The organism is Nocardia sp. NPDC056564 (assembly GCF_042793755.1).
Taxonomy (GTDB): Bacteria; Actinomycetota; Actinomycetes; order Mycobacteriales; family Mycobacteriaceae; genus Nocardia.
In genome coordinates this window covers 96235-108395 of sequence record NZ_JBHTUR010000025.1, presented here as the reverse complement: position 1 = coordinate 108395, position 12161 = coordinate 96235, and the positions used below count along the sequence as shown (strand labels likewise).

Sequence of the window (12161 nt, the reverse complement as noted above, 5' to 3'; positions counted from 1 at the left end):
AGAACCCGGCAGGATGGTTCCATCGGCCTTCACCCTGCTCGACGTGACCGCACGTGCTCTCGGAAACTATGCCGCCGACTGCGGCGGCTGTACCGTTCACCCAGCTGACGCAGGTCGGTCGGGCTGCGGTGACACAGACGTAGAGGGTGCCGCCCCCGTCCATCGGGAACGTCTGACGCGCCAGGCAGGCGTCTCCGTCCGCCTCCACCGCGGCAGCGCTACCCGCTCCGATGACGACTGCTCCGATGCTCGCCGCGGTTGCGGTGGCGACGGCTAGTGCGCGGAGTCCTCTGCGGACGATTGAACTGGTCATTCTCGGCTCCCCCCGAAATCGGGTGTGATCTGTGCGAATTCGAGGCCGGGTTCGGCACTCGAATATCTTGGACGGCACCGGCCCGAATCCGGTTCCGCGCCGGACGGATTCGGGCGCACGATGGCAGTCCCGTGCCGACTTGGCAGTGTCCGCGCGTGCCGGTGGCAGTTCGGTCAGCGCGCGGGTGAGGGTGTGATTCGTTCGCGGAGGAACTGGCGCATGGCGATGTTCACCGGTTCGGGGTGGGTCATGGTGACCGCGAGGCGGGCGCCGGGGATCTCGACGTAGCTGGCGCCGGTGATGCCCTGCGTCAGTTGCCGGGCGCGGTCGGGTGGGATGCCGCTGTCGGTGGCGTGGATCACCAAGGCGGGGCAGGTGATTTCGGGCAACCGCTCGAGTACCGAGTCCCGGCTGAGCAGGCAGCCCGCGGCGACCTCGATGCCGCGGCAGTCGCGCAGCAACCAGCGGGTGGTCCAGACGGTGCGGTGCCAGTTGTCGTCGCCGATCAGCCAGGACGCCAACTGGTTGGCCGCCTGCTGGCGCGAGCCGTCGTCGTACCACTCCTCCAGGAACTTCTGGGTGGCGTCGGATTGCTCGGCGGTCGGACCGTTCGCCTCGGTGCTGATCAGGATCAACGCCGACACCCGTTCCGGCGCGATGAGCGCGGTGCGCAGCGCGGTGAAGCCGCCCTGCGCGGTGCCGCCGACCACCGCGCGCTCGGCGCCGAGGTGATCGAGCACGGTCAAGGCGTCGCGGGCGGCGGTCCAATAGGTGAACGGCAGACCCTCGTCCCTGGTGCGGCCGTGACCGCGCGCGTCCCACGAGACGATCCGGAATTCCGGTGCCAGCGCGGCCATCTGCGCCGCGAACATCGTCCGGTCCATGAAGAATTCGTGTGCTAGCAGCACCACCGGGCCGCTCCCGCCGCTGTCCTCGTAGTGGATGTCGGCGTCGATCGCGCGGGCGAATGGCACGAGCACGAGGATAGCCAGCGGCACGGGGGCGGGTGGGGCGATTTGCTGGCTCGCCTTTTTGCTTGCTGGAGCTGGGCTCGGCGAAGGTGCTGTGCCGATGGTTCGCCTGTGTTGCCGCGTCACTAAACTGTGCGCGTGGCAGATACACAGAGACCGGTCCTCGTCGTCGACTTCGGCGCGCAATACGCACAGCTGATCGCCCGGCGGGTTCGTGAGTCGAGTGTGTTCTCGGAGGTGATTCCGCACACCACCACGGTCGAGGAGATCGCCGAGAAGCAGCCGCTCGCCGTGATCCTGTCCGGCGGCCCGTCCAGCGTGTATGCCGACGGCGCACCGCAATTGGACGCGCGGCTGTTCGATCTCGACATCCCCGTCTTCGGCATCTGCTACGGCTTCCAGGCGATGGCCCAGGCGCTCGGCGGCACCGTCACGCACACCGGCACCCGCGAGTACGGCCGCACCGAGCTCAACGTCGACGGTGGCGTGCTGCACGGCGGCCTGCCGACCATCCAGCCGGTCTGGATGAGCCACGGCGACGCGGTCACCGACGCACCCGAGGGCTTCGAGGTCACCGGCACCTCGGCCGGCGCACCGGTCGCCGCGTTCGAGCACCGGGCCCGGCGACTGGCCGGCGTGCAGTACCACCCGGAGGTCCTGCACTCGCCGCACGGGCAGCAGGTGCTCAGCCGGTTCCTGCACGAGATCGCCGGCATCCGCGCCACCTGGACCCCGGCCAATATCGCCGAGTCGCTGATCGCCGCGGTGCGCGAGCAGATCGGTGCCGGGCACGCGATCTGCGGGCTGTCCGGCGGGGTCGACTCCGCGGTCGCCGCCGCGCTGGTGCAGCGGGCCATCGGGGACAAGCTGACCTGTGTGTTCGTCGATCACGGCCTGTTGCGGGCGGGCGAGCGCGAGCAGGTGCAGCAGGACTTCGTCGCCGCGACCGGCGCCAAGCTGGTGACCGTCGACGCGGTGGACAAGTTCCTCGGCGAGCTGAAGGGCGTCACCGACCCGGAGGAGAAGCGCAAGATCATCGGCCGGGAGTTCATCCGGTCCTTCGAGGACGCGGTCTCCGAGGTCGTGATCGAGCAGGGAAACGAAGCGACGGCCGCGTCCGATGGTCGCTCCGCGGGCTCCGCTCCGAAGGTCGAGTTCCTGGTGCAGGGCACCCTGTACCCGGACGTGGTCGAATCCGGCGGCGGCAGCGGCACCGCGAACATCAAGAGCCACCACAATGTCGGCGGCCTGCCGGACGACCTGGAATTCGATCTGGTCGAGCCGCTGCGCCTGCTGTTCAAGGACGAGGTGCGCGCCGTCGGCCGCGAGCTCGGGCTGCCGGAGGAGATCGTCGGCCGCCAACCGTTCCCCGGCCCCGGCCTGGCCATCCGCATCGTCGGCGAGGTCACCGAGGACCGGCTGGTCACGCTGCGGCAGGCGGACGCCATCGCGCGCGAGGAGCTCACCGCGGCCGGGCTGGACAAGCAGATCTGGCAGTGCCCCGTGGTGCTGCTCGCGGACGTGCGCAGCGTCGGCGTGCAGGGCGACGGCCGCACCTACGGCCACCCGATCGTGCTGCGCCCGGTCTCCAGCGAGGACGCGATGACCGCGGACTGGACCCGGCTGCCCTACGAGGTGCTCGAGCGGATCTCCACCCGGATCACCAACGAGGTGACGGAGGTCAACCGGGTCGTGCTCGATGTGACCAGCAAGCCGCCGGGCACCATCGAGTGGGAGTGAATCCCCACTAGCGCAACAAGAATGGCCCCGTCCGCGGACGGGGCCATTCTTGTTCGCGAGGTCAGCGATGCCGGCGCGGGGACACCACCAGCACGATGCCGACGATGATCGCGGCCAGCACCACGATCCAGCCGATCGGGACCGCGCTGGTCGCTGGCCACGCCTCGGGGCCGACGAAGGCCCAGGCGCTCACACCGAGGGCGAGCAGTCCGATGATCAGCAGCGAGGCGGACGGGCCGCGCCGGCGCCCGGTGGTTTCGCTGGACTTGTCAGCCACGGTGCACCTCCGCGTTGCCGGCCCGGACATCGATATTCAGGTCGAGCACCGGAGCGCCGGGGGTGTTCGGTCCGGTGATTCCGTTGTCGCACTTGGCATCACCCATGGTCGCGTGGCAGTTGGCGCGCACGGTCAGGCTCGGGGGCACCAGCACCTGGAAGTCGCCCATCTGCACGTTCACATCCACGGTGCGGTTCGCGGTCAGGTTCAGCTGCCGCAGGTCCAGCTTGCCCGAACCCATCGACACCCGGTAACTCGGCTCGAGCTGACTGGCCGAGGTCGGCGTCCAGACGTGCTCACCCATCGCGCCGCGGTTGAAGTCGACCGGGCCGATCGCCGAGGCCAGCAGGACGAACCCGGCCAGCGGGGCGGTCAGCACCAGCAAGCCGTAGCCGCGCCGCAGGAACGCGCCGAGCAGCAGGCCGAGCCCGATGACCGCCAGCGCCACCGCCGCGATCCGGCCGGGCGTCATCCACTCGACGCCCGAGGCGGCCAGCGCACCCGCACCGGCGGCGGCGAGGATGGCCAGGCCGATCACCACCGGGGTCAGCCGCGAGCGCGGGCGCTTCGGCGGCGGCGCGACGACGGTGCGGACCGGGGTCGGTTCGGGCAGGTCCCAGGCCAGCGGCGCGACGCCGAGCGGATCCCAGGACGGCGGGGTCGGGCGGCCGATGGTGGCCGGGGTCGGCGGCTTCACCGCGGACGGGCCGCGCGGTGCCGGATCCTTGCTGAGCGACGGGGTGTCGACCGCGGTCGACGGACGCGGGTCGAGCACCTCGGTGGTGTTGTCGGCCTGGTCGAGCGAGACGGATTCGCTCGGTGCGTCGTCTGTGTCGTCCTTGTGCAGCTGCACGGTCGCCGCCTCGACCGGCGGCACCCGATCGGTCGATCCGGAATCCCGCTGTGCCGGTTCGGCACTCGGCGGTTCCGGCGTGTAGGTCTCCGGCAGTTTCGTGTACGGCGTGTACACGCTGGTCGGCGGCATGTACATGTCACCGGCGGGCCGCTGCGCGCCCTGCGGGAAGACCGCGCCGGGGTAGCCGGTGGCCATGATCCCGCTGTCGGCGACGAGCCCGCTGAACTCGCTCGTGGTGCCCGGCGGCGGTTCCGGATTGCGCAGGTGCAGCATCCACCAGCCCGCCAGCATCAGGACCATGCTGATCAGCCCCGAACCGCCGAGGCCGACGCCGACCGGGCCCATTGTGCTCACCGCGATGGCGAGCGCGACGATCAACACGATCGTTTTGGTCTGGGACTGGGAGCTGTGGCCCTTGCCGACCAGCGACTCGGCCGCCGACGACTCGTCACCGGCGGCGCTGAGCAGCAGCCAGGCCAGGAGATAGAGGACGACTCCGGACCCGCCGAAGATGGCCGACACCACGAAGGCCACCCGCACCAGCACCGGATCGACGTTGTAGCGCTGCGCGAACCCGGCCGCCACGCCAGCGATCGGCCCCTGCCGAGGCAACCGCGCCGGCCGTGTCCGCCAGATCTGCTGGAGCTGATCCCCGAAGCTCGTTTTCGTCATGGTTCCCATCCTGTGCTTGACCAGCACATCCGCACATCGGGGAGAACCCTGAAGATTCTCCTGATCCTTTTGGAGCCACCCGGTCAACGTAATCATCCCCCCTATGCGCAAGATCAGGGAGATTCCCGATGGCTAGCTGTCGCCGGGTCGTGCCACTATCGAGAGCATGTACCCGTCTGCGCCCTCGTTCGACACTCGAGGGTTCGATGCCACGCGGGGGTTCGAGACCGCCCGCGGCTTCGGTCCCGCGCCGGTGTTGAACCAGGAGCAGCCGCCGTACGCGCGGATGGTGCGGCGCTCGGGCGGCCGGATCGTCGGCGGGGTGGCCGGCGGGCTCGCCGACCACCTCGGGGTCGACGTATTCAAGGTGCGGATCGCGTTCGTGCTGCTGTCCGCGTTCGGGGCGGGCATCGTCACCTACGGGTTGCTGTGGATCTTCACCCCCGGCGGCACGGATGTGGCGAAGGCGTCCGGCTCCGAGCGGCGGCAGGCGATCGGGCTCGCGTTGCTCGGCATCGGCCTGGCCGTCGGGGTGTCGTGGCTGTTCAGCGGGACCGCCGCGAGCGTGATCGCCCCCATCATCGTGGTCGCCATCGGCGCGGCGCTGGTGTGGCGGGAGTACGACGCCGACGGCCCGCGGTCGCTGCTCGGCCTGCCCGCGCGCCCGTCGGTGGTGACCTGGGCGCGCATCGTCGCCGGCGGCACGCTGATCGTGGCCGGGCTGGGCGTGGTGGTGCTGGCCAGGATCGACCTGAGTTCGCTCGGCTCGGCGCTGATCGCGGTGGCGGTCACGCTGGTCGGCGCGGGACTGCTGACGGTTCCGCTGTGGTTGCGCATGATGCGGGCGCTGAACGCGGAACGTTCCGCGCGCATCCGCAACGAGGAACGCGAGGAAATCGCTTCGCACCTGCACGATTCGGTGCTGCAGACGCTGGCCCTGATCCAGCGCCAGGCCGAGGACCCGCAGGAGGTGCTGCGGCTGGCCCGCAGCCAGGAGCGCGAACTGCGCAAGTGGCTGTTCGAGGATTCCGGTCCGGCCCAGTCGAGTCTGGCCGCCGCGCTGCGCACCATCGCGGGCGAGGTGGAGGACCAGCACGGGGTGAAGGTGACCCCGGTGACCGTCGGCGACGTGTCGATGGACCTCGGCGAGACCGGGGCAGGCCTGCCGAAGGAACACTTCACCGCGCTGCTCGGGGCCAGCCGGGAGGCGCTGGTCAATGCCGCCAAGCACGCGGGTGTGCCGGAGATCGACCTGTTCGCCGAGACCGAGCCGCACCAGGTGAGCATCTTCGTGCGCGACCGCGGCGCCGGTTTCGACACCGGCGCGGTGCCGCCGGACCGGCAGGGCCTGGCGAAATCCATCCGCGGCCGGATCGAACGCCGCGGCGGTCAGGTGGAGATCCTGTCCACCCCCGGTCGCGGCACCGAGGTGCGAATCACCATGCCGCGCACCGATTCCGGTGGTCAGGACGGTGCGGAGCCGGCGGATTCCGCTGCGCCCCATGCCGCGCAGGTGCCGAGCGGCGACGAGGTTCCGGCAACGTGACCCTCCGGCAGCGTGGGGCGGCTTGTGCGGGTAGTTGATAGACCAAGCCGGGCAGCCGATTTCGTCCGGACATGGGTAACTTATGGGGTACGGGCCGCCCTGGCCCGTACATCACCGCCAGCCGCCACCGTTGCCGACGCGGCACCTAGGTCTGGCCTGAATACGCGGAGAGGCGGATGAGTGTGGCCGTGCGGGTCTTTCTGGTTGACGATCACGCAGTGTTCCGGTCGGGTGTGCGGGCGGAGTTGAGCCGGGAGACCGATATGGAGGTCGTCGGTGAGGCCGGTGGCGTGGCCGAGGCGATCGCGGGGATCAAGGCGACGAATCCCGATGTCGTGCTGCTCGACGTGCACATGCCCGATGGCGGCGGCGTCGCGGTGCTGGCCGGCATCGAGGCGGGCCCGGTGTGCCTGGCGCTGAGCGTGTCCGATGCCGCCGAGGACGTGATCGCGGTGATCCGGGCCGGGGCCAGAGGCTATGTGACCAAGACGATTTCGGGCGCCGAGCTGGCCGACGGCATTCGCCGGGTGGCCGGCGGCGACGCGGTGTTCAGCCCGCGGCTGGCCGGGTTCGTGCTCGACTCGTTCACCGGCAAGTCACCGGTGCCCGAGCCGCCGCTCGATCCGGAACTGGACTCGCTGACCCCGCGCGAACTCGAGGTGCTGCGCCTGCTCGCCCGCGGCTACACCTACCGCGAAATCGCCGAAAACCTGTTCATCTCGGTGAAAACCGTGGAGACCCACGCCTCCAACGTGCTGCGCAAGACTCAGCAGTCCAACCGCAACGCGCTCACCCGGTGGGCGCACCGCCGCCGAATCGACTGAGCCGGTTCACATCACCGCGATGATGATCGCGATGATGATGATCAGTCCGATCAGCAGGCCTACGGCGATCGCCAGCGGCGCGTTGCTCGCCTGCGGCGGCTTGCTCCGCTGCGGAGCGGGCGCCGCCGCGGCGCCCGCGGGCGCGCGCTGGGGTCGTCGAGGCAGCGGGGTCGAGTGCGGACTGCGCAGGCCGGAGGCCGAATTGCGGGCCGCCCACGCGGGAATCGTGCCGTCCTCGGTGCGCACCGGCGCGCCGAGGATGTACGGCCCGGTCCCTGGACCGAAGGCCGCGGTGAGGATTTCGTCCCTGGCCTCGGCCATGGTCGGCCGCCGCTGCGGCGCCGGCTCGAGCATGTGTAGCAGCGCCTCGGTCAGCATGCCGCTGCGGGTCGGCGGGATGATCTGCGCCATCGCCGCGCGGTGCACCAGCACGTCGCTGTCCTCGTCGAGACCGAACGGCGGCTGCCCCTCGATCGCGGTGTACAGCGTGGCGCCGAGGGAGAACACGTCGCTCGCCTTGGTCGGCTGCGCGCCGCGGGCCACCTCCGGCGGCAGGTAGGCGGGGGTGCCGGTGATCACGCCGTCGGGTTCGTCGGAGTGCTCGCCCGCGCCGCGCGAGATGCCGAAGTCGCTGAGCTTGGCCATGCCGACGATCGGACCGCGGTCGGCCACCAGGATATTGCCGGGCTTGATGTCGCGATGGGTGATGCCCGCGGCGTGCGCGGCGGCCAGCGCGTCGGCGACCTGCGCGCCGATCTGGGCCACCTCGATCGGCGGCAGCGTGTCCACCAGCGCGAGCGCCTTGGCCACGCTGCGCGAGGGCAGATGCTCCATCACCAGCCAGGGCTCGCCCGCCTCCAGCACCACGTCGTAGACGGCGATCGCGTGCTCGTGCGAGAGCTTGGCCGCGACCCGGCCCTCGTGCATGATCTGGCTGCGGATCTCGTTGGCTTCCGCCTCGTCCAGCCCGGCGGTCGAGATGACCTGCTTGATCGCGACATCGCGATCCAGCAGGCGGTCGTGCGCGAGCCACACCGCGCCCATGCCACCGCCACCCAGCTTCGACTGCAGCCGGTAGCGGCCGGCGACCAGATAGTCGGGGCCGACAATGGGACGAGCGCGTTCGGTCACGGTGCGAGGGTAGCGGAAAACAGGGTGGGCTACGGGGTTTGCTGACACGAACGGTTGCCGTTTCGGCGCGACTCTGCTCTGTCGCTCCGTCCGTTCAGCCCGCCGCGGCGGTATGCCGGACCGGTGGCGCGGTCGGTCGTGTTCGTCACTGTGACAGCGGTTGTCCTGCCTACCTGCCGGGATAACGACTGCGCACAGACCGGGCGTCGGTTTACAACGGCATCGTTTCGAAATCGCGGTGCGGGGAGTGGGCACTTGACGGAACCCGGGGGTCGGTTTCTACTGAGCAGATATCGAACGTATATTCGATACAGATCGATAGCTGAACCGGTGCTCGCCTCGGGTCCATCGTGGGAAGTAGGTGGTAGGGATGGGTTCGGATGCGGAACCGCAGGAGGGCGCACAACCGTATGCCCGGCCTCGCGAAGTAGCCCGGGAGAGCCCACCGACGCTGGCTGAGCTGCGCAGAAGAATGGCGGCCATCCCCGGTCGCGGGGAGGCCGCGGCCGAGCGCATTCCGCTGGAAGCCGAGCTGCGGTGGGAATCGCTCGCGGTGCCGCCCGCGCTCGCTGGGCTGTTGCCCAGCGGCGGGCTGGCCAAGGGTTCCGTCGTGTCCTATACGGGTGCGCGTTCGCTGCTGGCCGGCCTGCTCGCCGCGGTGACCGAGGACGGCGGGCATGCCGCGGTGGTCGGCGTGCCCCGGCTCGGCCTGCTCGCCGCGGTGGAGATGGGCGCCCAACTGGAGCGATTGGCGGTGATTCCCGATCCGGGCCCGGACCCGGTGGAAGTGGCCGCCGTGTTGCTCGACGGGCTCGACCTGGTCGTGCTCGGCCTCGGCGGCGCCGCCGTCGCGCCCGCCCGCACCCGGGTGATCGCCGCCCGCGCCCGCAACAAGGGCGCCACCCTCGTGGTCACCGACGGCCGCTGGCCCGGTGCCGCCCTGCAACTCGACGCCCGCATCGCCGGATACGCGGGGCTCGGTCACGGCCGCGGCAGGCTGCGTTCGCTCGGCCTCGAGGTCGAGGTGCGCGGCAAGGCGGGGCCGCCCCGTCGCGGGCGGTTGGACCTGCGCTCGAACGCCGGTCGCGTCGAATGGGCCCGGCCCGAGGCCGTGACCCGGACCGTCGCGCCGGTTGATGCCAGCGAGGCGGCGTCGTGACGGCGTTTGTCTTGCGCTGCGGGGAAACCGGTCTCGTTGTCGGCCACGCTGGAAGGCATGTCCCGCCCGGACGGGCCGGGCAGTGGTGGCCGCGGATAGATCGCGCGGCACCGTGATTCGGCCTGACTGTTCGAGCCGGCATGGGTGTGCGCCGCGGGGTCCGGCCGCTGCGCCGCCCAGGCCGCCGATCGGCTTGCGGCCCAGCCGGTCCGCGGCGATGTCGGAGATCGGGACTACGGTCGCTCCCGGCGGTGCCGAGATATGCGGTATGGCACCGTGATTCCGCCCGGCCGAGAGAAAGGCGCGGCGCGGGTATTGGCGCTGTGGTGCCCGGATTGGCCCGCGGTCGCGGCCGCCGCGGTGGCGCGGCTGCCCCCGACCCAGCCGGTGGCGGTGCTCTTCGCCAATCGGGTGATCGCGTGCTCGGCGATCGCGCGGGGCGACGGGGTGCGGCGCGGGTTGAAGCGGCGGGAGGCGCAGGCGCGGTGCCCGGATCTGTTTCTCGCGCAAGCGGATCCGGACCGGGACGCGCGACTGTTCGAGCCGGTGGTCGCGGCCGTCGACGCGACGGTGCCCGGAGTCGAGGTGTTGCGGCCGGGGCTGCTGGTGCTCGGGGCGCGCGGCGCCGCACGGTTTTTCGGGTCCGAGGAGGCGGCGGCCGAGCAACTGGTCGACGCGGCGGCCGCCGCCGGGGTGGAGGCGCAGATCGGTATCGCCGACGAGCTGTCCACGGCGGTCATCGCGGCCCGGCGCGGCGCGATCGTGCCCGCCGGGGCCGGCGCGAAATTTCTCGCGCCGATGCCGGTGCGCGAGCTCGCGGTCGAACCGAGCCTGGCCGCGCCGGAGCGCGCCGACCTGGTGGATCTGCTGCACCGCTTGGGTTTACGCCGGATCGGCGATTTCGCCGCGCTGACCCCGGGGGAGGTCGCCTCGCGGTTCGGCGCCGACGCCGTGCTCGCGCATCGCTGTGCGCGGGCGCAACCCGAGCGTCCGCCCTCCGCGCAGCCGCCGCCCAGAGACCTGACCGTGGAGTACCGCTGCGACCCGCCGATCGAGCGGGTGGATGCCGCCGCCTTCGCCGGTCGCATGCTCGCCGCCGAACTGCACGCCGTGCTGTCGAACGCCGGGCTGGCCTGCACCCGATTATCGATCTTCGCGGAAACCGAGGCGGGGGAGGAGCTTTCCCGGATCTGGCGGTGCGCGGAACCGCTGACCCCCGAGGACACCGCCGACCGGGTGCGCTGGCAACTGGACGGCTGGCTGACCCGGCGCGACCGGCCCACCGCGCCGGTCACCCTGCTGCGCCTGGAACCCGTGGAGGTGGTGGCGGCCGGCGCGCTACAGCTCGGACTGTGGGGCGGCGTCGGCGAGCAGGACGAACGGGCCCGGCGCGCGCTGGTCCGGGTGCAGGGCCTGCTCGGCGGTGAAGCGGTGCGGGTCGGCGTGCTCAGCGGCGGACGCGGGCCCGCCGAGCGGATCACCCTGGTCGCGCTGGGCGACGAACCCGTGCCCGCCGCCGACCCCGCCCTGCCGTGGCCGGGCCGCCTGCCCGAACCCGCGCCCGCGCTGCTGCTGCTCAGCCTTCCGCTGGTCCATCTGGAAGCGGTGGACGGCGCGCCGATCCAGGTCACCGAGCGATCCCTGTTCAGCGCCGACCCGTCGCTCCTGCGCTGGGGCAGCAGGCAGTGGCGGCTGACCGGCTGGGCCGGTCCATGGCCGGTGGACGAACGCTGGTGGGTGCCGGCGTCGGCCGAGAACGGTGACTCCCCAACCGCTTTCACCGCTCGTGCGCAGGTCCAGCTCGACGGCGAACCCGCCGACGTCCGGGTGCTGCTGCTCGTCTATCACGACGCGACCTGGCGTGCGGAAGGACTTTACGACTGAGGCCGCGACCACACCGTCGCCATCGTGAACGGTTGCCCGCGTAGCTCTTTCCACTTCGGCTTGGCGGTGAGCCAGGTGTCGTCGATGAGCGTCTCGGTGAGCTCGCTGAGCACCCAGCCCGCGTCCAGCGCCGCCGTCACGTGCTCGCTGAGCAGGTGCAGGTTCGTGCTGATCGCCACCGGCTCGCCGCCCTGCGGCGTGTAGTGCGTCGGCATTCCGGTGGTCATCATGAACTGCGGGTGGAAGCTGACCAGGACACAGCGGGCGCCGGGCGCGGCCAGCCGCCAGACCTCGGCGTAGAACGGCGCCAGCTCGGGGAGGTGCTCGTCGATCAACGACGCGATCACCAGATCGTAAGCGCCGCCGTCGAGTCCGGTGTCGCGCACGTCCGCCTGGGTGAGCGTGGTGTGTGCTCCGCGGGCCGCGGCCCTGGTCAGCATGCCCGCGCTCAGGTCGACCCCGTCGATCTGCGAAACCCCTTGTGCGCGTAGCCAAGCCCCGGTCCGCCCGGTCCCGCAGCCCAGGTCGGCGGCCCGCCGTACCCGGGTCCACTCCGGCCGCCGCAGCCGGGCCAGCAGCGCGAGATCCATCTCGTCCATGACGGTCTGCTCGTACGTCGGCGCCCATCCGTCGTATCCGGTGGCGACATCGACGGTGGGATAGTTTCGGCGGTCGTAGTCCGCGAATGACGGCATGCGCGGAGTATTTCGCGGTGTGATCGGAATCGCCAGCGGATTTCTTCCCCGGTGGGCGGTTGACCTGCGCTGTGGTGCTCGGCTCAGGTGATC

10 protein-coding genes are annotated in these 12161 nt (G+C 71.1%); 5 read left to right on the top strand and 5 right to left on the bottom strand.

Annotation, left to right across the window (positions count from 1 at the left end; translation table 11 throughout):
* Positions 1 to 486: 486 nt before the first annotated feature.
* Positions 487 to 1287, bottom strand: coding sequence for an alpha/beta fold hydrolase (locus ACFQ9K_RS39835; protein WP_378714755.1), 801 nt, complete (start codon positions 1285 to 1287; stop codon positions 487 to 489).
* A gap of 135 nt (positions 1288 to 1422) precedes the next feature.
* Between ACFQ9K_RS39835 and guaA the strand changes: the two genes are divergently transcribed.
* On the top strand, positions 1423 to 3024 hold the full coding sequence (gene guaA / locus ACFQ9K_RS39830) for a glutamine-hydrolyzing GMP synthase (protein ID WP_378714757.1): 1602 nt from the start codon (positions 1423 to 1425) through the stop codon (positions 3022 to 3024).
* A 61-nt stretch (positions 3025 to 3085) separates the two neighbouring features.
* Here guaA and ACFQ9K_RS39825 read toward each other — a convergent pair whose 3' ends face one another.
* Positions 3086 to 3301, bottom strand: a complete 216-nt coding sequence (locus ACFQ9K_RS39825) for a hypothetical protein (RefSeq protein ID WP_378714759.1) — start codon at positions 3299 to 3301, stop codon at positions 3086 to 3088.
* The gene (locus ACFQ9K_RS39820) at positions 3294 to 4838 is read right to left on the bottom strand and encodes a PspC domain-containing protein (protein WP_378714912.1); all 1545 of its coding nucleotides are present in this window, start codon (positions 4836 to 4838) and stop codon (positions 3294 to 3296) included. The genes ACFQ9K_RS39825 and ACFQ9K_RS39820 overlap by 8 nt, the downstream gene beginning before the upstream one ends.
* Positions 4839 to 4995: 157 nt before the next feature.
* Between ACFQ9K_RS39820 and ACFQ9K_RS39815 the strand changes: the two genes are divergently transcribed.
* Complete coding sequence (locus ACFQ9K_RS39815) at positions 4996 to 6375, top strand: PspC domain-containing protein (RefSeq protein ID WP_378714760.1); 1380 nt, start codon at positions 4996 to 4998, stop codon at positions 6373 to 6375.
* Between the two features lie 176 nt (positions 6376 to 6551).
* A complete protein-coding gene (locus ACFQ9K_RS39810) occupies positions 6552 to 7199 on the top strand; it encodes a response regulator (protein WP_378714762.1) in 648 nt (215 codons plus the stop codon).
* Between the two features lie 6 nt (positions 7200 to 7205).
* Here the strand turns inward: ACFQ9K_RS39810 and ACFQ9K_RS39805 are convergent, their stop codons facing one another.
* Complete coding sequence (locus tag ACFQ9K_RS39805; protein WP_378714764.1) at positions 7206 to 8330, bottom strand: serine/threonine-protein kinase; 1125 nt, start codon at positions 8328 to 8330, stop codon at positions 7206 to 7208.
* A gap of 370 nt (positions 8331 to 8700) precedes the next feature.
* On the opposite strand from ACFQ9K_RS39805, the gene ACFQ9K_RS39800 reads away from it, so the two are divergent.
* Together ACFQ9K_RS39800 and ACFQ9K_RS39795 are read left to right on the top strand one after the other, a co-directional pair.
* Entirely contained in the window at positions 8701 to 9489 is a 789-nt protein-coding gene (locus tag ACFQ9K_RS39800) for a hypothetical protein (protein ID WP_378714765.1), read from the top strand.
* 261 nt (positions 9490 to 9750) lie between these two features.
* Positions 9751 to 11373 carry a DNA polymerase Y family protein gene (locus ACFQ9K_RS39795; RefSeq protein WP_378714767.1) on the top strand — a complete coding sequence of 541 codons (1623 nt, stop codon included), beginning with the start codon at positions 9751 to 9753 and terminating at the stop codon, positions 11371 to 11373.
* Here ACFQ9K_RS39795 and ACFQ9K_RS39790 read toward each other — a convergent pair.
* Complete coding sequence (locus ACFQ9K_RS39790; RefSeq protein ID WP_378714768.1) at positions 11364 to 12068, bottom strand: class I SAM-dependent DNA methyltransferase; 705 nt, start codon at positions 12066 to 12068, stop codon at positions 11364 to 11366. The genes ACFQ9K_RS39795 and ACFQ9K_RS39790 overlap by 10 nt on opposite strands.
* Between the last annotated feature and the right edge of the window lie 93 nt (positions 12069 to 12161).

Excerpts from the sequence above, each read along its gene's own strand:
- ACFQ9K_RS39810 (WP_378714762.1), top strand. The coding sequence starts at position 6,552 with ATGAGTGTGGCCGTGCGGGTCTTTCTGGTTGACGATCACGCAGTGTTC.
- ACFQ9K_RS39790 (WP_378714768.1), bottom strand. The coding sequence starts at position 12,068 with ATGCCGTCATTCGCGGACTACGACCGCCGAAACTATCCCACCGTCGAT.
- ACFQ9K_RS39795 (WP_378714767.1), top strand. The coding sequence starts at position 9,751 with ATGCGGTATGGCACCGTGATTCCGCCCGGCCGAGAGAAAGGCGCGGCG.
- ACFQ9K_RS39820 (WP_378714912.1), bottom strand. The coding sequence starts at position 4,838 with ATGGGAACCATGACGAAAACGAGCTTCGGGGATCAGCTCCAGCAGATC.
- ACFQ9K_RS39815 (WP_378714760.1), top strand. The coding sequence starts at position 4,996 with ATGTACCCGTCTGCGCCCTCGTTCGACACTCGAGGGTTCGATGCCACG.
- ACFQ9K_RS39800 (WP_378714765.1), top strand. The coding sequence starts at position 8,701 with ATGGGTTCGGATGCGGAACCGCAGGAGGGCGCACAACCGTATGCCCGG.